The sequence below is a fragment of the Devosia sp. LjRoot16 genome (assembly GCF_964252795.1).
Lineage (GTDB): Bacteria > Pseudomonadota > Alphaproteobacteria > Rhizobiales > Devosiaceae > Devosia_A.
In genome coordinates this window covers 361,925-381,025 of record NZ_CAXUPH020000003.1, presented here as the reverse complement: position 1 = coordinate 381,025, position 19,101 = coordinate 361,925, and the positions used below count along the sequence as shown (strand labels likewise).

Here is a 19,101-nt window from a genome sequence, read left to right as displayed (position 1 = left end):
CGGATTTTCTCGCATGATCTCGTTAACATCGGCGAAAGCGGGAACTTAGCATCGTCCCTCATCTGTTCACCAAAACGCAAACGGACGGCCATGGGCCGTCCGTCGAAACGCTTAGTGTTCGGCCAGGGCTTACTTGCTGAACGGCACCGAGGCTTTCAGCATCTCGCCCGTGGCGTTGAACACCACCTGGAAATCGACACCGATCGACTTGCCCGAGCCCTTGAGGACGATCGCGGCCGTAACGGTGAGGTCGTTGCCGGCCTCGTCCTTGTTGCGCTCCTTGAGGTTGAACACGATGCTGTCGCCCGACTTCTTGCCGACGGCGAGGCCGGAGAAGGTGACGTTCGAGGTCATCGCCGCCTCATAGCGCCGGTTCTGGTCGCTATAGGCGAGGGTGCCGTTGACCGCGAGGCTGGTGCCGGCCAGCGTGCAACGGCCCGAATAGTTGACCTTCTCGGAGTTGCCTTCGCTGAGCGTCAGGCGGCACACCACGGACTCGCTCTCGGCGCCCACCAGGGTGCCGCGGCCTTTCCAGCTGCCGACATAGGACTTCAGCAGCGCCACATCGGCCGGTGCGGCCATTACGGGCGCGGCGGCCATGGGGGTGACGGCCAGCAGACCAGCGAGCGCGACAATGCGCGGCAGGGGTCCGAAGAGCTTCATTTCTTAACGCCTCCAAGCGGATGAAAGAATCGCCCCCCGGCGACCAGCAGAGCCGGCAGGATGAACACATCGCCGATCAATGCAAAGCCGAGAGTTATCACAAACAGGGTGCCAAACAAGGCGACTTGCGGCAGCGCCGAGAACATGACGATGGCCATGCCGGAGCAGAGGATCAGCGTGGCGGCAATAATCGCGCCGCCGATACGCTCCATGGTGTGATGAATAGCATCGAGGTGCGAGCGTCCTTCTTCGCGCCGCGAATGCAGATAGTGCGACAGGAAGTGTGTGGTGTCGTCGACGGCGATACCGAAGGCGATAGTCAGCGCCAGCACAGTGGTGAGCTGCAGCCCCGAACCACTGAAGTACAGCCACGCTTCGGTGCCGAGCACCGGGAAGAGGTTGGGGATGGCGGCGGCAACGGCGACCCGCAGCGAGCGGAAGGCCCAGCCGATCAGGAACAGGTTGACGATCACCGACAGCGTCAGGTCGAGCTGCAGGCCGCGTACGATGTTATCGGTGGCATAGGTGGTCATCACCCGGAAGCCGCCGACCTCGGCGCCTTCGATGCCGGCTGCCTTGATGTCGGCCTCGATGCCTTCCTTGAGCCGGACCAGCTCTTCGGACGAGATGATCGTCGGCATGAACCCGGTGACGAGGGCGCGGGTGCCGTCGGGTGTCACGAAGCGGCCGCGCAGGTCGCCAACGGCGTTGAAGATCTGCTCGCGGGTAAAGCCGGACTCGGCATAGTGCGTGAAAGCGGCGGCCGAGATCACCTTGTTGACGCCGAGGTGCTTCTCAACGATCTGGTGGACCTTCTTTACCTTCTCGAAGTCCTTGTCGCCGACATCGGCGATGCCTTCGTCCAGCGGCACGTTGACATAGAGCGGCGCGACGCCGCCGACGCCCTGGTCGATCTGCTCGGCCGCGGTCAGGGCGGTCGAGTTCTTGGCCATGAAGTCCTCGAACGAGAACCGCGGCTGGATCAGTGCATAGGGGATCAGCAGCAGGCCGGTGAGGACGATGGCGATGGCGGCGAGCGGGCGGCCGAGCTTTGAAGCGACGAACCAGGCCAGCGGGATCGGCGCGGTAATGGCGTAGCTCGGCTTGGGCGCCTTGAAGCCGAGCCGGATGGCGAGCTTCAGAATCAGCGGCAGGAACGTCATCAGGCAGATGAAGTTGATCACCGAGGCGAGCGAACCGGCCCAGGAGAATTCCTGGATGCCCTGGCCGGCGGTCAGCGACAGCGACAGGAAGGACACCAGCGTCGTTAGCATAGTGAGCCCGCTGGCGGGGCCGACGACACGCACCGTCTCATCGACAGCCTTGTAGGGATCCATGCCTTCTCGCCAGTAGGCGAGCCAGTTGAAGATGAAGAACAGGCTCTCCGCGAAGGCGATCACCAGGACGATCGTGGTGACGATGATGGTGAGGAAGGAGAACGAGCCGAACAGCGCAATGATCGTGCCCATCACCCAGATCACGGCGACGAACGGCGTGGCGGCGACCAGCACGGCGCCCCAGAAGGAGCGGAGCGAGAACAGGGCGATCAGCGCGCCGAGCGCGAAGCCGTAGACCGTGAAGGTGATCTGGTCGTCGACCGCGGCGTTGAGCATCTCGCTGGTCCAGATCGGCGGACCGGTGAGCTCGACCTGGACCTGGTCCGACTCGTAGTCGGCGACCAGCGAGCGCAGGTCGTCGATCATGGCGCGGGTGCCGCCGCCCTTGGTCATTTCGGGATTGGGGAACACGATGATGACCACGCCGGACAGGTCCGGGTTGATCAGGTTCTTCATCATCGGGTCGTTGTTGTAGAGGTCGGTCAGCGCCTTGCTGACTTCCTCCGATGTCTGCATGCCCTCAGGAACGGCGGGGAGGGTCGTGCCATCAGGGGCCGGAACGCGCAGCGTGAACGCCGACATGGTGCCGGTGATGTACTCGCTGTTCGAGATATCGAGCGCCATGGCGCGGATCGTCTCGATGGTCTCGGGGTTGGTGAGACTCGGTGAATTGACCAGCAGGTAGATGTCGTTTTCGAACGTGCCGAAGGTATTGGCGAGGTGTTCGTAGTTGTCGTATTCTTGGCCGGAATGCGCGAAGACGCGCAACATGTCGCCGTCGACGCTGGCGCGCGGCACCTGCACGATGCAGAACACGGTCATCAGCAACACGAAGGCGGTGATGACCCGCGGATGCTTCAGCGTGATGTGGCCGAGCGTTTCAAGCCCGAAGCCGATGGAACGATCATGCCCGAAGGCCCAGTTCCACAGCCGGCCCAACAGAGAATTCTTCGACAATAGACTCGTCCCCTAGACGGTGGCGCCCCGCGTCAGGCGCGGATTACTACGGATTCACGGTCGACGCGTCCAGCCGTTTGAGCGGCGCATCACCCTGCGAATGTGGCGCAACAGGGCGATTCCGGCCCAAAGTTGCCGCAAACCCACGTCACTATCCTGAGACGCGTAGCGCGACGCCTGTTACCAATACCGTGGACATCTCGCCGGCAACCCCGCGCCGATTGGTCTTCGGAACGGGAATCGCCTAAAGCTTTCCGCAGCTTTCATAGTTCGAAAACGGCCCCGTGGCAGACAAGACCGACGACCCGAACGGCGCAGCGCCGCTCCCCTCCGACATCGCCCCGATTTCGATCAGCGACGAGATGCGCGAGTCCTATCTCAGTTACGCGATGAGCGTGATCGTGAGCCGGGCTCTGCCTGACGTGCGCGACGGGCTGAAGCCGGTGCACCGGCGCATCCTCTATTCCATGCACGAGCAGGGCTACGTGTGGAACCGACCGCACCGCAAGTCGGCCCGCGTGGTCGGCGACGTGATTGGTAAGTACCACCCGCACTCCAACGACGCGGTGTACTTCTCGTTGGTGCGCATGGCGCAGGAGTTCTCGCTCCGCGTGACGCTGATCGACGGGCAGGGCAATTTCGGCTCGGTCGATGGCGATATGCCCGCCGCCATGCGCTACACCGAAGTGCGCATGGAGAAGGTGACCGACAGCCTGCTCGATGACATCGACAAGGACACGGTCGACTTCAAGGACAACTACGACGCGTCCGAGCGCGAGCCGACGGTGCTGCCGGCACGCTTCCCGAACCTCCTGGTCAATGGCGGCAGCGGTATTGCCGTCGGTATGGCGACCAACATCCCGACCCACAATCTGGGCGAGGTGATCGACGCCGTCCTGATGCTGATGGACAACCCCGGTGCGATCACCGAGGAACTGATGACCGTGCTGCCGGGGCCGGACTTTCCGACCGGCGCCATCATCCTCGGCCGCTCCGGCATCCGCCAGGCCTATGAGACGGGCCGCGGCGCCATCCTCATTCGTGGCAAGGCCCATACCGAGGAGATGCGCAAGGAGCGCGAGGCGATCATCATCACCGAGATCCCGTATCAGGTGAACAAGGCGACGATGATCGAGAAGATGGCCGAGCTGGTGCGCGACAAGCGCATCGAGGGCATCTCCGATATCCGCGACGAATCCGACCGTAACGGCATGCGCGTGGTCATCGAGCTGAAGCGCGATGCGGTGCCCGATGTGGTGCTGAACCAGCTCTATCGGTTCACCCCGCTGCAGGGTTCGTTCGGCTGCAACTTCGTGGCGTTGAACGGCGGCAAGCCGGAACTGATGAGCCTCAAGCAGATGCTGGTGGCGTTCCTCGACTTCCGCGAAGTCGTGGTGACGCGTCGTACCCGGTTCCTGCTCAACAAGGCGCGCGACCGCGCCCACATTCTCGTCGGCCTCGCCGTGGCGGTGGCCAACGTGGACGAGGTCATCGCGCTGATTCGCACCTCGCCCGACCCGGGCACCGCCCGCGAGCGGCTGATGGCGCGTGACTGGCCAGCTCGCGACGTGGCGCCGCTGATTGCGCTGATCGACGATCCGCGTCACCGGATGAACGAGGACGGCACGTTCAAGCTGAGTGACGAGCAGGCGCGCGCCATTCTGGCGCTGACGTTGAGCCGGCTCACCGCGCTGGGCGTCAACGAAATCGGCGAGGAACTGGCCGGGCACGGCAAGGATATTTCCGAGTATCTCAGCATCCTGCGCTCGCGCGAGCGGGTGCTGGAGATCGTCCGCACCGAGCTGACCGAGATCAAGGAGCAGTTCAACACGCCGCGCCTGACCGTCATCGACGAGGCGGCCGGCGACTTCGAGGACGAGGACCTGATCGCCCGCGAAGACATGGTGGTGACCGTCACCCATGGCGGCTATATCAAGCGCGTGCCGCTGACCTCGTATCGGGCGCAGCGCCGCGGCGGCAAGGGCCGCTCCGGCATGGCGACGCGCGACGAGGATTTCGTCAGCCGGCTGTTCATCGCCAACACCCACACGCCGGTGCTGTTCTTCTCGTCGGCCGGCCAGGTCTACAAGATGAAGGTGTGGCGCCTGCCGATCGGCGAGCCGCAGGCTCGCGGCAAGGCGCTGATCAACATGCTGCCGCTTGATCCGGGCGAGCGCATCACCTCGATCATGCCGCTGCCGGAAGATGAAAGCAGCTGGCAGCAGCTCGACGTGATGTTCTCGACCATACGCGGCACGGTGCGCCGCAATTCGCTGGCCGATTTCGTCGAGATCAACAAGAACGGCAAGATCGCCATGAAGCTCGATGAAGGGGACGGCATCGTCGATGTCGCCACCTGCACGGCCAATGACGACGTGCTGCTGACCACGGCGCTGGGGCAGGCGATCCGCTTCCAGGTCGATGAGGTCCGGGTGTTCAAGGGGCGCGATTCGACCGGTGTGCGTGGCATCAGCCTCGCCGAGGGCGACCGCATCATCTCGATGGCGATCGTCCACCACTTCGACGCCGAGTCTTCGGAGCGCTCTGCCTACCTGAAGATGAGCCGCGCGGTGCGCGGCGAGGGCGAAACCGAGGAGGTTTCCGACGACGCCGAGGATGCGGTGCCGGCCGGCGAGCTGAGCCAGGAGCGCTATGCGGCAATGTCGGCCGCCGAGCAGTTCATCCTGACCATTTCGGAAAACGGCTACGGCAAGCGCACCTCGAGCCACGAGTACCGCATCACCGGACGTGGCGGCAAAGGCATCGTCGCCATGGCGGTGAACAAGCGCAACGGCCCGCTGATCGGCTCGTTCCCCGTGGAAGATGGCGACCAGATCATGCTGGTGACCAATGGCGGCCAGGTGATCCGCGTGCCGGTGGATGCCGGCCCGGATAACCGCATCCGCATCGTCGGTCGCTCCTCGCAGGGCGTCACGGTGTTCAACACCGCCGATGGCGAGAAGGTGGTCTCGGTGGAGCGGATCAGCGAGCCGGAAGGCGAGGATGCCGAGCCGGAGGCTGGCGAGCCGGGGCCCGACGAGCCGGGCGATGGCACCGCCACCTGACGGCGACAGGGTTTCGATCAAGCAGCGGGCGGCAATTGCCGCCCGTTTGCGTTCCGCCATCGAGCAGAGCTTCGCCCACTGGGATGCGGTGCCCGATCTCGACTTCGATGCCGTATTCGACGCGTATCTCGACGAAGTCTTGGCGGCCGAGACGCGGCTGGCCTTCGTCCTCGCCAACCAGCGGTTGATGGCGCAACTGCGTAACGGGCACAGCGGCTTTCACGATGACTGGGTGATGCAGCGGCATGGGCGATCGTTCGGGCTGATGCTGCGGCCGCTGGCGCCCATCGCGGGCGACTGGCGATCCTGATCGACGGCACGGTCGGCTCGGCAGCGGAAGATTTCGCCATGCCGTTCAAGGACAATGGGCGCGCCCTGCTGGTGGGGGAGGCGACTGCAGGAAGCAGCGGGCAGCCGCACCACTTCGATCTCGGCGAGGGGTTTCGCGCGTGGGTCGGGGCCAAGCGCGAGACGTTTCCCGATGGCGCCAGATTCGAGGGCGTCGGAATTGCTCCTGACCTCGAGACTATCCAACAGGCGGCAGATTTACGCGAAACCAGCGACCGCGTTCTGAACGGTGCTTTGGCATCCATGACGTCGTGATGGCGGATAATATGCGACAAATGCGCTGATATTTTGGAAATCGATTGACTAACCCGGCCAATTGGCGGAAGACCATGCTGCTGGCCGCGGGTTGCTGACCCTGCTTGCGGCGCAGCGATAGTTGTGGCTGGCTCGTTGGAGCGAGCCAGCCTAACGCCCCGGAGCCCCTGATGATCGATCCCGCCATCCTTCTTCCGTATGTTCTCGCCTGCCTGCTGTTCGCCGTCGTGCCCGGACCGTCGGTCACCGTGGTGGTCGCCAATTCACTGGCGCGCGGCACCAAAGCCGGGCTGCTGACTATTCTGGGCACCGAGATCGCCATGCTGAGCATGGTGTTCATCGTTGCCGTCGGGCTCGACGCGGTGATGACGCTGGTGTCGGAGGCCTTCACCATCATCAAGTTCGTCGGCGCGGCCTACCTGGTGTGGATCGGCTTCAAGATGTTCACCTCGTCGGGCAAGCTCGAGATGGGCACCCCGGGCGAGAAACTGCCGCTTGGCCGCTACATCTGGCAGGGGGCGTTGATCAACTGGTCCAACCCCAAGACGCTGTTGTTCCTCGGGGCGTTCCTGCCGCAGTTCATCGATATGAGCCGCCCGGCCTTCGAGCAGATCATGGTGCTGGGGCTGATCGTCATGGCCGTCGCTACCCTGTCGGACTGCGTCTACGCGGTGATCGCCGGCAGCGCTCGGCAGCTCTTGACCATCGCGCGGGTGCGGATGATGAACCGGGTATCCGGCGTCATCCTGATGATCGGCGGCGTCTGGCTGGCGTTCCAGAAGCGCAGCTGACAGGACTGTCTCAATCGTCATGGCGGTGCTAGTTCAGCGCCGCCATGCCTGATCTGCCGATCCTCATATCGTTCATCGTCGCCGCCTTTGTCGTGGTGATCGTTCCCGGGGTTACCGTCTCGGCGCTGGTCAGCACGTCGCTGGCTCGCGGCATGGCGGCCGGGTTGTGGATGGAAGCCGGGGTCCAGGTGGGGCGCTTCACCATGGTGCTGGTGGTGGCGTTGGCGCTCGAAGCAGTAACCGGGTTCGTCGGGGCGGCGTTCGACATCATCAAATATGTCGGCGCGGCTTACCTGATCTGGATCGGCTGGGGCTACATCACCAGCCGGCACGGCATCGCTACCGACCGGCCGATCGTGGCGCGCTCGCCATTGCAGCAGGCAGCAGCCGGTTTCTTCGTCCTGTGGAGCAACCCCAAGGCGCTGATCTTTTTCGGGGCCTTCCTGCCGCAATTCGTCAACCCGGCTTTCCCCGCCTGGCCGCAAGTCGTCGTGCTCGGGCTGATCGAAATGGCGGCGGGCCTCATCACCGACTGCGTCTACATCTATCTCGCCGCCAGGGCGCGTGGGGCGCTGGGCGACGACCGGATGCAACTGGTCAACCGCATCGCCGGGGTGATTCTGATCGGCGCGGCGATCTGGCTGGTGCTGCAGCGGCACGCTTGATCTGCCCACACAGGCCCGCAAACGTGAATGAACAACCACCGCTCCGTGGTGGCGCGGCGCGACAAGTTCTGAATACTGACGTGCAGGGGTGGGGGAGGACCGGATGGTCATCACGGAATCATGTGTGCTGCTGGCTACCGAGGTCGTCTATGCGCGGGCCATGGAGGCGCTGGCGGGAGATCTGGCGATCTACTTTGCAGCTGGCACGCATCAGCCCCTGGACAACGCTCGTCAGGCCATCACCCGCATGCTCGAACGGACAATGGAGCTGCCGCTGGCCACCTATCTGGAAGGTTTCTCCCTGACCGCGGCGGAGACTGACGAGGCGATGTCGCGCTCGCTTGCTCGCATCGGCCAGTCGATACAGTTGATCCGTGCCGCAGCGTTGCCGTCGCAGCAGCCCTAGGTGACCAGCCGGAACTTCAGGAAGCGCTGGCCGGCATACTCCAATTCGCCGGCGGGCTCGAAGCCGAGGCGAGCCAGGCCCTTAAGCCGCACCCGGCTTGGCGGCAACATGATGGTGATGTTGCGGATCTGCTGGTCGGTGCCGCGGCGGACCAGCTCTCGGAAGATCGCCGCACCGTGTCCCCATTGGCCGGGGAGCAGCACAAGGCCGAGATCGGCCTCGTCGCCTTCCTTCTGATAGCCCCCCCAACCGGCGAAGGCGCCGTCGATCCTGATAGCCCAAGGGCCGTAGCCGTTCTGCTGCCATTGCGCATCCTTGGCGCGCGCCCATGCGGCAGCGCTTTCGGCGTCCCAGCTGTCGCCGGCCATCGGCATGTGACGACGGACATCGGGATCGGTGAGCAGCGCGAGCAGCTCGGTCGCCCGGATCTCGGACAGCGGATGAAAGGTGAGCTCGGTCATCGTCGCCCCTCTTCGACAGGACTGACAGTATATCGCCACCAGACGGCTGTCTCCCGAGCCCGGCTTGCCAGAATTGCCTTGCCGTGACAAAACCCGCCGCAACATCAACGGGGAGGGCGCTCCGCCATGGCCAGACTTGTCGGCTTTTATCCCGGCTCTTTCGATCCCTTGACCAATGGCCACCTCGACGTGATCGAGCGCGCCTGCAAGCTGGTCGATACGCTGGTGATCGCGGTGGGCACCCACCATTCCAAGAAGCCGCTGTTCAGCCATGAGGATCGTGTGGCGCTGCTGCGCGCCGTGCTCGAGCCGATCGGCAAGCGCACCGACACCGAGTTCCAGTTCGTCGATTTCTCCGGCCTGATGGTCAATGCAGCCCGCGCCGCCGGCGCCAAGCTGATCATCCGTGGCCTGCGCGATACCACCGACTACAATTTCGAGATGCAAATGGTGGGCATGAATGCCCAGATGGCGCCGGACCTGCAGACGGTCTTCCTGCCATCCAGCCCGCATGTCCGCCACATCTCGGCCACGCTCGTGCGTCAGATCGCCGAGCTCGGAGGCGACATCAGCGCCTTTGTCCCGCCCATCGTTCTGAAGGCACTGAAGAAATAATGTCCGATCCCATCAAGCGCGCCGGCATCATCCTCGGCATTCTCCTCGCCGCGGTCGCCGCCTTCTTCACCGTCTCGATTGCTGCTCCGCAGGCCGCAAAGGCACAGGAGGGCAAGCCTCACTGGATCCTCGAGCTCAAGGACGGCATCGTCGACATCGAGCTTCGGCCCGACCTCGCGCCCGGCCATGTGAAGCGGGTGATCGAACTCACCGAGAAGGGCTTTTACAACGGCATTGTCTTCCACCGCGTCATCGACGGCTTCATGGCGCAGGGTGGCGATCCGACCGGCACCGGCATGGGCGGCTCCGACTTGCCGGACCTCGCGGCGGAATTCACCACCGCCGAGCACTTTACCCGCGGCGTCGTCGCGGCGGCCCGTTCGTCCGATCCGAACAGCGCCAATTCGCAGTTCTTCATCATGTTCGCCGACGCGCCGCACCTCGATGGCCAGTACACCATCTGGGGCAAGGTCGTTTCGGGCATGGAGTTCGTCGATCTGATCAAGAAGGGCGCCGGCGACCAGCCGGTCCAGGACCCGGACAAGATCATCTCCGCCAAAATCGAATACAAGTAAGGAAGGCCCACTCATGGCTTATGCCGATCCCGAGAATACCCTCGTCATCGAAACCACCAAGGGCAAGGTGGTCATCGCCATGCGCCCTGACCTGGCTCCGAACCACGTCGCCCACATCAAGAAGCTGGCGCGTGAAGGCTTTTATGACGGCATCGTCTTCCACCGCGTGATCGATGGCTTCATGGCGCAGACCGGCGATCCGACCGGCACCGGCACGGGTTCGTCGAAGTACCCGAACCTGAAGCAGGAATTCAACGCCGAGCCGCACGTTCGCGGCGTGGCGTCGATGGCCCGGGCGCAGAACCCGGACAGCGCCAACTCGCAGTTCTTCATCGTGTTCAACGATGCCCGCTTCCTCGACCGTCAGTACACGGTCTGGGGCAAGGTCATCGAAGGCATGGAGAACGTCGACCAGATCAAGCGCGGCGAGCCGGTGCGTGATCCGGACTCGATGGTTTCGGTGAAGGTCGCGGCGGACATCGCCGAATGATCCGGCTGGCCGCAATTGCATCGATCGTGAGCCTTTGCGGCCTTGCCACCCCGTCGCTGGCGACGGAGTGGGTGAACTGCGTCGCGCCGGATGGCGCGGCGACGTTCGACTTTCTGGTCGGCTCGGTCGATTTTCTGTCGATCGCCGGCCTCAACATTTCGACCGGCGAGAAGGTGTGGGCCAGCAGCGCCGCCTACGGACCGGGCGATCCGGTGGTGGTCGGGCAGGCCTTCGAGAGCGCCGAGACGATTCTGATCGATGCGGTCGATGAGAGCATGGCGGCCAAGGTTGCCGAGCTACGCTTGTTCAAGACTACGGAAGCCGATGCGATGGTCTATGGCGGCACGCTCCGCATCCCGGGCTATGGCGCCTGGGCGGTGAGCTGCACCGGCCCCTGATGCGCGTCGACGACTTCGATTTCGAACTTCCCGGCGAGTGCATCGCACTCCACCCCGCTGAACCCAGGGATTCTGCCCGCATGCTCATCGTGCGGCCGGGCGAGGCGCTGGAGGATGGTCGGGTAACCGACCTGTTGCGCCTGCTGCGCGCCGGTGACGTGCTGGTGGTGAACGACACCCGTGTGCTGCCGGCCGAACTCACCGGCACCCGGATCCGCGGTGAGCTCAGCGCCAATGTCAGCTTCAACTTGCACAAGCGGGTTGACGCCAATACCTGGCGGGCGTTTGCGCGACCGGCCAAGAAACTGCACCTGCTCGACCGGCTGGAACTGGGCGACAATGGCTCGATCGCCGCCACTGTGACTGGCAAGGGCGAGACGGGCGAGATCACGCTGGCGTTCGACCTCGGCGGGGCGGAGCTCGACGAGGCGATCAAGGCGCATGGCGCCATGCCGCTGCCACCCTATATCGAGGCCAAGCGCCACACCGAAGAGCGCGACAAGTCGGACTATCAGACGGTCTATGCCGCCCGCGATGGCGCGGTGGCGGCGCCGACGGCGGGGCTGCATTTCACCGAAAACCTGCTGCAGCAGCTGGCCGATCTCGGCGTGAGCGTCGAGCGGGTGACGCTGCATGTCGGGGCAGGGACCTTCCTGCCGGTGAAGGTCGATGACACCGACGACCACGTGATGCATGCCGAATGGGGCGATATCCCCGCGGCGGTGGTGGAGCGCATCCTCGCCGCCAAGGCCAAGGGCGGGCGAGTGATCGCGGTGGGGACGACGAGCCTTCGGCTGCTGGAGACGGCGGCGCGGGCGACCGGCACGCTGCAGCCCTTCGTCGGCGACACCGACATCTTCATCACGCCGGGCTACCGCTTCAACGCGGTGGATATGCTGATGACCAACTTCCACCTGCCGCGCTCGACCCTGTTCATGCTGGTCAGCGCGTTTGCCGGGCTCGACACGATGCGCGCCGCTTACGCGCACGCGATCGGGAACGGATATCGGTTCTATTCGTATGGAGATGCATCGCTGCTGTTTCGCGCCTGAGGAGAGAGCGAATGGACGATGATCTCGATGCAATGAACCATGCCGCGCTATTGGCCGAGGTGAAGCGGCTGCGCGCCGGCATCCGCGAACACCGCGACAGCACGATGCATGGGCTCTGCTGGCATCACCCGCAACTGTGGGACTTGTTGCCGGAGCGGACCGACCCGAAGATCATGGTGCCGGACTGGCCGCAATTCATGCGTGGCTGCATCCGCTACCGGCAGTCGCTGGACGAGCAACGGCCCAACGCGCCGCGCAGCGGCAAGGAGTTCGGGCAGTAACGAAAGACATCGTGCGGTTTGCTGCCTGTCGCCTGGAGGGATATTCTCTCGGGGCGAGGGGATGTTCCCCTCGACAACCGGGAGGAGCGAAGATGTCAAAATATATCCTGCTGCTCAACTGGACCGAGCAAGGCGTCAAGACCGTCAAGGAGTCGGCCAAGCGCTATGATGCCGCCAAGGAGGCGGCCAAGGCCGTCGGCGGGACGCTCGAAACTATCTATATGACGTTCGGCGCCTATGACCTGGTGGGTATCCTCGATGCCCCCAATGACGAGGCTGCTGCCACTTTCGTGCTGCGCACGGGCATGGCCGGCAATATCCGGGCGACGACGCTCAAGGCCTTCTCCGAAGCCGACTATCGCAAGGTCATCGGAGGCATCTGACCGCCGGGACGGACGAGAGCAAGCCCTCGCCGCGGGGTGACAGGCGCGCGCCGTCCCGCTAATAGGCGCGCATGATCGACTTCTCCTTCACCCTTCAGGCTACCGACGGCATGGCGCGCCGCGGGCGGATCGACACTTCCCGCGGCGACGTGCAGACACCGGCTTTCATGCCGGTCGGCACTGTCGGCACGGTCAAAGCGATGTACCCCGAGCAGGTGCGCGAAACCGGCGCGGATATCCTGCTCGGCAACACTTACCACCTGATGCTCCGCCCCGGCGCCGAACGCGTCGCGGCGCTCGGTGGTCTGCATGACTTCATGGACTGGCAGCGGCCGATCTTGACCGATAGCGGCGGCTTCCAGGTGATGTCGCTGGCGAAGCTCAGAAAGCTCACCGAGAAGGGCGTCACCTTCCGCTCGCATATCGACGGCTCGGCCTATGAGCTGACACCGGAACGCTCGATCGAGATTCAGACGCTGCTCGACAGCGACATCATCATGCAGCTCGACGAGTGCATCCCGCTGCCGTCCGAGCACAAGGAAATGCTGCGCGCCATGGAGCTGTCGCTGCGCTGGGCGCAGCGCAGCAAGGACGCGTTCGGGCACCAGCCGCACCGCGCGCTGTTTGGCATCGTGCAGGGCGGCGATGACGCGAACCTGCGAGCCAAGTCGGCTGAGGGACTGAAGTCGATCGGCTTCAACGGCTACTCGATCGGCGGCCTCGCGGTGGGCGAACCGCAGGAGGTGATGTTCCGGGTGCTCAGTGAGATCACGCCGGAGTTGCCGACCGATAAGCCGCGCTACCTGATGGGCGTGGGCAAGCCCGATGACATCCTCGGCGGTATCGAGCGCGGCGTCGACATGTTCGACTGCGTGCACCCGACGCGGGCCGGACGGCACGGGCACGCCTATACGCGCTTCGGTGTCATCAACCTGAAGAACGCCCGGCATAAGGACGATCCGCGTCCCCTCGACGAAACCTCGCCCAACCCGAACTGCCGCCGCTTCAGCCGCGCCTACCTGCACCACCTGATCCGTACCGAGGAGATGCTCGGGGCGATGATCCTGAGCCAGATCAACCTGAGCTACTACCAGCAGCTCTGCATAGGGGCCCGTCAGGCGATCGAGGCTGGTACGTTCGCCGATTATGCGGCACAAACCCGAGCGACATGGGCGGCGGGCGACATCGCCGCCGTCTGATGTGGAGCGTGGTCAGGAAAAGCTGCAGACTTTTCCGGTTCGACCGCGCGACCAACTAAAGAACCGGAGAACAGCGTCATGGCCACCCCTCGCAAGTCCCTCCTCAATCCGCTGATGAAGTCGCGCAAGCGTCTCGATGAGACGACCATGCGCGAGCTGTTCGCGAGCGATCCCAACCGCTTCAAGAGCTTCTCGGCCAAGGCCGGCGAGCTGCTGCTCGATTACTCGAAGAACCGCATCGACGAGAAGGCGATGGCGGCCTTGTTCGAGCTGGCGCGCGCTGCCGGGGTCGAGGAGCGGCGCGACGCGATGTGGAAGGGCGAGCACATCAACATCACCGAGGACCGCGCGGTGCAGCACATGGCGCTGCGCTATATGGGCGACAAGAAGGTGGTGGTCGACGGCAAGGATGTGATGCCCGAGGTGCGTGGCGTCCTCGCGGCAATGAAGGGCTTTTCCGACGCGGTGCGCGACGGCTCGATCAAGGGCTCGAGCGGCGACAGCTTCACCGACGTGGTCAATATCGGCATTGGCGGCTCCGACCTCGGCCCGGCGATGGTGACGCTGGCGCTGGCGCCCTACACGCGGGCCGACCTCCGGGCGCATTACGTCTCGAACGTCGACGGCGCCCATATCCATGATGTGCTGAGGGGGCTCGACCCGAAGCGGACGATGTTCATCGTCGCCTCGAAGACTTTCACCACCGATGAGACGATGACCAACGCGGCAACTGCCCGTGCCTGGATCGCTTCGGCGCTGGGTGAGGCGGCGGTGCCGGATCATTTCGCGGCGCTTTCGACCAACCTCAAGGCCTGCGCCGATTTCGGCATCAAGTCCGATCGCATCTTCGGCTTCTGGGACTGGGTCGGCGGCCGCTACTCGGTGTGGTCGGCCATCGGGCTGCCGGTGGCGATTGCCGTCGGCTACGAGAATTTCGAGGCGTTCCTGCGCGGCGCTTACGAAATGGACCAGCACTTTTTGAAGACCAAGCTGGAAAAGAACCTGCCGGTCATCATGGGCGTGCTTGGTGTCTGGTATCGCAACGCCTGGGGCTTTTCGACCCATGCCGTGCTGCCTTACGACCAGCGGCTTTCCCGCTTCGCCGCCTACCTGCAGCAGCAGGATATGGAATCGAACGGCAAGTCAGTGACGCTCAACGGCAAGGCGGTGGACTACCCGACCGGCCCGATCATCTGGGGCGAGCCGGGCACCAATGGGCAGCACGCGTTCTACCAGCTGATCCACCAGGGCACCGACGTGATCCCGGTGGATTTCCTGATCGCCGCGCAGCCGCATGAGCAGTTGCCGCCGCACCACGACAAGCTGGTGGCGAACGTCCTGGCGCAATCCGAAGCGCTGATGCTGGGCAAGACCAAGGACGAGGTGGTGGCGGAGCTCAGCGCCCAGGGCCTCGACAAGGCGCGGATCAAGGAACTGACGCCGCACAAGATGTTCCCCGGCAACCGTCCCTCGAACACGCTGCTCTACCCCAAGCTGACGCCGGAACGGCTCGGTAGCCTGATCGCGCTCTACGAGCACAAGGTGTTCGTGCAGGGCACCATCTGGGGCGTGAATTCTTACGACCAGTGGGGGGTCGAGCTTGGCAAGCAGTTGGCCAAGGCGCTGCTGCCCAAGGTGCAGGGTACGGAGAAGGCAACGGCCCATGACAGCTCCACCAAGGGGCTGGTGGACGCGTACCTGAAACTCAAATGAGCGAGGCGGTGGAAGAGCATGGGGTGAAGAAAGCAGCGCCGGTCGGGATCGATCTCGATCGGCTCGCGGCCACGTTTGCCGATTTCGGCCTTGGTGTTCCCGCGGCGATCACCGAACTCCTTGGTGGCGGCGCACGCTCGTTCCGCATCGACCGCGTGGACGGCCAGCCGGTCGTGCTCAAGGTATTCAACGACGCGCTGCCGTACGCGACCGGCAAAGAGACTTATGCGTCGCAGTTGCTACGCGACCTCGATGTGCCGATGACTCGCTTCCTCGCCTCGGACGAGACCCGCACCCGGATGCCGTTCCGCTACACCATCGCCAACTACTTGCCTGGCAGGCAGGTGATGACCTTCAAGGACGCGCCGGACGTCGGCGACCTCTACCGGCAGATGGGTGAGATGCTGCGCAAGCTGCACACCGTACCGGTGCCCGGCTACGGCGCCTTCGATGCGGACGGCCTCCACGATCCGGTGTCGACCAATACCGAATATCTCGCGCGCCGCTTCGCCCACGGCATCGGCCAGTTCCGCCGCTACGGCGGTGGCGAGGCGCTGGCGCAGCGGCTCGAGGCGATCTTCGCCGCCCATGCGGATGTCATCGCCGAAAGCCGGGGCGCGGTGTTTGCGCATGACGACTTTCAGCCGCACAACGTGCTGGCGGAGCGCGATGCGAACGGGCGGCTGCAGCTCACGGGGCTGCTCGACTTCGGCAATGCGCGGGCGTCGGATCCGATCTGCGACCTCGCCAAGGCGCTGTTCTGCTCGGAGCATGATGCGCCGGGCTCAACGCCGCATATCCGGGCCGGCTACGGCGCCTTCGATCATCCCGATCCCGAAGCGGCCCTGTGGATCTACACGCTCGTGCACCGCGTCACGATGTGGATGTGGTTGCGGCATGTCGGGGTGATCCTAGAGGGTGAGCGGCACGACCTGATGGGCGATCTCGAGGCGATGGCGGAAGCCGGGGCGTACACGGCATGACCATCACGACCGAAACTGAACTCGAAAAGCTCAAGGCCATCGGTCGCATCTGCGCCGTGGCGCGCGATGCGATGGCGGCGGCGCTGGCGCCGGGGATCACCACGCAGGAACTGGATAACATCGGCCGGCGCATCCTCGATGCTGCCGGGGCGCGTTCGGCGCCCGAGATCACCTATGATTTTCCGGGCGCCACCTGCATTTCGGTGAATGAGGAAATCGCGCACGGCATTCCCGGGTCGCGCGTTATCCAGGCAGGTGACCTGGTGAATATCGACGTGTCGGCGGAGCTCGACGGGGTGTTCGCCGATACCGGCGCGTCGTTCCTAGTGCCGGAAGCCGATCCGCGGCTGGTGGCGCTCTGCCGCGACGGCAAGCGCGCCATGTGGGAAGGGATCCGGGCGGTGAAGACCGGTGCGCCGCTCAACGGCATCGGCATCGCCATCGGCGCCTTCGCCAGAAAACACCGCTACACGCTGATCGAGAATCTCGCCAGCCATGGGGTCGGCGACAGCCTGCACGATGAGCCGGGCGAGATCGCCACCTGGCCGGACAAGTCCGATCGGCGGGTGATCACCGAAGGGCTGGTGTTCACGGTGGAACCGTTCCTGTCGCTGGGCGGCCGGATGGCCGAGCAGCGCGACGAGGACGACGAATGGACGCTGGTGGCCGATCCGCCGGCTCCTTGCGTGCAGTACGAGCACACTATCGTCGCGACACGTCGTGGCGCGATTGTGGTGACCGCGGCATAAGTGCGGCGCTGCGCTGAATGGTTTCTGAAGGGATGGTTCTAAACGCGTTCAAAATCAGTGCGCTAGGGTGATATCAACGCTGCAGATGCAGCACTGAACCAAACCCCAAGGACTACTGAAATGACCGTTCTCAACACCCTCCGGCAGACCGGCCGCGCCGCGGTCCTTGCCGTCGTCCTCGCCGGCACCGCCCTGAGCGCGGTCCCGGTCCAGGCTGCCCCGAACATGGGCGGCTTCTCGCTCGATGTGAAGCCGCAGGGCGGCGACCAGAAGCAGCTGCAGCAGTTCAAGAAGAAGAACTTCGGCCCGAACGACTTCTTCAACTGGTGCCTGACCGACAAGCAGATCCGCAAAGGCCTCAAGGCCTACGGCTTCTTCGAGGTGGAGATCGTCGATTACCTGAGCAAGAACCGCGTTCGCGTCCAGGCCGGCTATGACGACTGGTACTATTCGATGCGCATCAACCGCTGCTCGGGCATGGTCGACCGCATCAAGAAGCTCTACCCGGTCGATGACGAAGACGACTGGGGTGACGACGACGACTGGTACCCGTCGCCGTATTGATCGAGATCAGGGCAGGGGCCGGAAACGGCCCCTGTTTATTTCCTGGTGACCACCGATTGGGTAGCACCGTTTGCCCCACCAACTCGGTGTCATCCCAGCGAAAGCTAGGACCCATTCATCCGCTTGCGCTGTGGTGAGTTGGGTCCCAGCTTTCGCTGGGATGACACCGGTGGGGGAGGCGAGGCAGCGGAAAATCTTGCCGGGCATCGTCGTCAACTGGCGGTTCGATCGATCTAGAGATCGATGCGTCGGAACAGCCACCAGGGCATTTCGCGCACGAGGCGCATGATCAGCCGCCAGCGGCGCGGGGCGTATTGCACCGGTCCGCCGTGCTCGGCGGCGTGGCGCACCAGTCGCGCTACATTATCGGCGGAAGCTAGCCGGCGGCCCGGTGGACTGTTCGCCGTCATTGCCGTCGCCGTCGGACCCGGCTTCACCACCACGGCGCGCGGACCCCCGCGGCCGAACCTCCCGGCGAAGCGGTGAGCGATGCCCTCGACCAGTGTTTCGATGCCGGCCTTGGTCGAGGCGTAAATGAAGTTCCTGCGCCGGCCCCGATCACCGGCAACCGAGCCGAGCACCACCAGCGCGCCATGACCCTGCGCCTCGAGCAGGTTGGCGGCCGCCAGCGACCACAGGGCGGTGGAGGTGTAGTTCGTGGTCATCATCCGGGTGGCGACGGCAAGATCGGCAGCGGCAGCGGACTGCTCGGGCATGATGGCGTAGGCGATATGCAGGTGGTCGACGCCGCCGAGCCGGGCGGCGAGCAATGGCAGCTCTGAGCCGGGATCGGCAGCCACCAGGTCGAGCACCGCGGTTTCGCACCGGCTGGCGCCGAGCTTTCGCAGCTCGTCGGCCAGGGCTGCAAGCCGACCGGCATGGCGGCCGGCCAGCAGCAGGGCTGCCCCTTCGGCGGCGTAGAGCCGCGCAGTAGCTTCGGCGATGCCGGAATTGGCGCCGAGGATCAGCACGCGCAACGGCCCGGCGGCCGGGCTTTTCGATTCGAGTTGGGCCATGCTCCTTGGCTTAGCAGCCATAATGAAACATGGCGTTACAGCGGCCAGTGCCATAATTGAGCTTCGCGAGGTGACGCCACGGATGGAACAGAGGCTCGTCTGCCGTTTCGTTGGCCAAGGCGGGAAACCGGAAAA

General features: G+C 64.4%; 22 protein-coding genes. 18 read left to right on the top strand and 4 right to left on the bottom strand.

What is annotated here, in order from left to right; genetic code table 11:
• Positions 1-129 precede the first annotated feature (129 nt).
• Both ACSQ23_RS16305 and ACSQ23_RS16300 read right to left on the bottom strand, forming a co-directional pair.
• Positions 130-663, bottom strand: a complete 534-nt coding sequence (locus ACSQ23_RS16305) for a hypothetical protein (RefSeq protein ID WP_055882499.1) — start codon at positions 661-663, stop codon at positions 130-132.
• On the bottom strand, positions 660-2,957 hold the full coding sequence (locus ACSQ23_RS16300; protein WP_156384680.1) for an efflux RND transporter permease subunit: 2,298 nt from the start codon (positions 2,955-2,957) through the stop codon (positions 660-662). Before ACSQ23_RS16300 ends, ACSQ23_RS16305 begins: the two co-directional genes overlap by 4 nt.
• A 284-nt stretch (positions 2,958-3,241) precedes the next feature.
• Here ACSQ23_RS16300 and gyrA point away from each other — a divergent pair, with 284 nt between their 5' ends.
• From gyrA to ACSQ23_RS16270, 6 genes are all read left to right on the top strand, one after another.
• On the top strand, positions 3,242-6,022 hold the full coding sequence (gene gyrA, locus ACSQ23_RS16295) for a DNA gyrase subunit A (protein ID WP_055882493.1): 2,781 nt from the start codon (positions 3,242-3,244) through the stop codon (positions 6,020-6,022).
• Positions 6,006-6,332: a hypothetical protein gene (locus tag ACSQ23_RS16290; RefSeq protein WP_055882490.1), complete on the top strand. Its 327-nt coding sequence runs from the start codon at positions 6,006-6,008 to the stop codon at positions 6,330-6,332. Before gyrA ends, ACSQ23_RS16290 begins: the two co-directional genes overlap by 17 nt.
• Positions 6,251-6,625: a S41 family peptidase gene (locus ACSQ23_RS16285; RefSeq protein ID WP_436091416.1), complete on the top strand. Its 375-nt coding sequence runs from the start codon at positions 6,251-6,253 to the stop codon at positions 6,623-6,625. The genes ACSQ23_RS16290 and ACSQ23_RS16285 overlap by 82 nt, the downstream gene beginning before the upstream one ends.
• A gap of 170 nt (positions 6,626-6,795) precedes the next feature.
• On the top strand, positions 6,796-7,416 hold the full coding sequence (locus ACSQ23_RS16280) for a LysE family translocator (RefSeq protein WP_056000502.1): 621 nt from the start codon (positions 6,796-6,798) through the stop codon (positions 7,414-7,416).
• A 44-nt stretch (positions 7,417-7,460) separates the two neighbouring features.
• The gene (locus ACSQ23_RS16275) at positions 7,461-8,081 is read left to right on the top strand and encodes a LysE family translocator (RefSeq protein ID WP_436091212.1); all 621 of its coding nucleotides are present in this window, start codon (positions 7,461-7,463) and stop codon (positions 8,079-8,081) included.
• Between the two features lie 103 nt (positions 8,082-8,184).
• Entirely contained in the window at positions 8,185-8,487 is a 303-nt protein-coding gene (locus ACSQ23_RS16270; protein WP_436091211.1) for a hypothetical protein, read from the top strand.
• Here ACSQ23_RS16270 and ACSQ23_RS16265 read toward each other — a convergent pair.
• Positions 8,484-8,948, bottom strand: coding sequence for a GNAT family N-acetyltransferase (locus tag ACSQ23_RS16265; protein WP_436091210.1), 465 nt, complete (start codon positions 8,946-8,948; stop codon positions 8,484-8,486). The genes ACSQ23_RS16270 and ACSQ23_RS16265 overlap by 4 nt on opposite strands.
• Before the next feature lie 126 nt (positions 8,949-9,074).
• Here ACSQ23_RS16265 and coaD point away from each other — a divergent pair, with 126 nt between their 5' ends.
• The 12 genes from coaD (at position 9,075) to ACSQ23_RS16205 (ending at position 17,950) form a co-directional block, all read left to right on the top strand.
• Entirely contained in the window at positions 9,075-9,563 is a 489-nt protein-coding gene (coaD, locus tag ACSQ23_RS16260; RefSeq protein WP_055882476.1) for a pantetheine-phosphate adenylyltransferase, read from the top strand.
• Positions 9,563-10,138, top strand: coding sequence for a peptidylprolyl isomerase (locus ACSQ23_RS16255; protein ID WP_056000493.1), 576 nt, complete (start codon positions 9,563-9,565; stop codon positions 10,136-10,138). Before coaD ends, ACSQ23_RS16255 begins: the two co-directional genes overlap by 1 nt.
• A 13-nt stretch (positions 10,139-10,151) precedes the next feature.
• Complete coding sequence (locus tag ACSQ23_RS16250) at positions 10,152-10,628, top strand: peptidylprolyl isomerase (RefSeq protein WP_055882471.1); 477 nt, start codon at positions 10,152-10,154, stop codon at positions 10,626-10,628.
• Complete coding sequence (locus tag ACSQ23_RS16245) at positions 10,625-11,026, top strand: hypothetical protein (RefSeq protein ID WP_055882469.1); 402 nt, start codon at positions 10,625-10,627, stop codon at positions 11,024-11,026. Before ACSQ23_RS16250 ends, ACSQ23_RS16245 begins: the two co-directional genes overlap by 4 nt.
• A complete protein-coding gene (gene queA / locus ACSQ23_RS16240; protein WP_056000487.1) occupies positions 11,026-12,078 on the top strand; it encodes a tRNA preQ1(34) S-adenosylmethionine ribosyltransferase-isomerase QueA in 1,053 nt (350 codons plus the stop codon). Before ACSQ23_RS16245 ends, queA begins: the two co-directional genes overlap by 1 nt.
• 11 nt (positions 12,079-12,089) lie before the next feature.
• Positions 12,090-12,359: a hypothetical protein gene (locus ACSQ23_RS16235; RefSeq protein ID WP_056000484.1), complete on the top strand. Its 270-nt coding sequence runs from the start codon at positions 12,090-12,092 to the stop codon at positions 12,357-12,359.
• A 92-nt stretch (positions 12,360-12,451) separates the two neighbouring features.
• On the top strand, positions 12,452-12,742 hold the full coding sequence (locus ACSQ23_RS16230) for a GYD domain-containing protein (protein WP_436091209.1): 291 nt from the start codon (positions 12,452-12,454) through the stop codon (positions 12,740-12,742).
• 71 nt (positions 12,743-12,813) lie between these two features.
• Positions 12,814-13,941 carry a tRNA guanosine(34) transglycosylase Tgt gene (gene tgt / locus ACSQ23_RS16225; RefSeq protein WP_436091208.1) on the top strand — a complete coding sequence of 376 codons (1,128 nt, stop codon included), beginning with the start codon at positions 12,814-12,816 and terminating at the stop codon, positions 13,939-13,941.
• A 78-nt stretch (positions 13,942-14,019) separates the two neighbouring features.
• The gene (gene pgi / locus ACSQ23_RS16220) at positions 14,020-15,654 is read left to right on the top strand and encodes a glucose-6-phosphate isomerase (RefSeq protein ID WP_436091207.1); all 1,635 of its coding nucleotides are present in this window, start codon (positions 14,020-14,022) and stop codon (positions 15,652-15,654) included.
• Positions 15,651-16,637: a phosphotransferase family protein gene (locus ACSQ23_RS16215; RefSeq protein ID WP_436091206.1), complete on the top strand. Its 987-nt coding sequence runs from the start codon at positions 15,651-15,653 to the stop codon at positions 16,635-16,637. The genes pgi and ACSQ23_RS16215 overlap by 4 nt, the downstream gene beginning before the upstream one ends.
• Positions 16,634-17,386 (top strand): type I methionyl aminopeptidase, encoded by a 753-nt coding sequence (map, locus tag ACSQ23_RS16210; RefSeq protein WP_436091205.1) that lies wholly within the window; start codon positions 16,634-16,636, stop codon positions 17,384-17,386. The genes ACSQ23_RS16215 and map overlap by 4 nt, the downstream gene beginning before the upstream one ends.
• 120 nt (positions 17,387-17,506) lie before the next feature.
• The gene (locus tag ACSQ23_RS16205) at positions 17,507-17,950 is read left to right on the top strand and encodes a hypothetical protein (protein WP_055882449.1); all 444 of its coding nucleotides are present in this window, start codon (positions 17,507-17,509) and stop codon (positions 17,948-17,950) included.
• A 233-nt stretch (positions 17,951-18,183) separates the two neighbouring features.
• On the opposite strand, the gene ACSQ23_RS16200 is transcribed toward ACSQ23_RS16205, so the two are convergent.
• The gene (locus ACSQ23_RS16200) at positions 18,184-18,966 is read right to left on the bottom strand and encodes an SDR family NAD(P)-dependent oxidoreductase (RefSeq protein ID WP_436091204.1); all 783 of its coding nucleotides are present in this window, start codon (positions 18,964-18,966) and stop codon (positions 18,184-18,186) included.
• Positions 18,967-19,101: the final 135 nt, after the last annotated feature.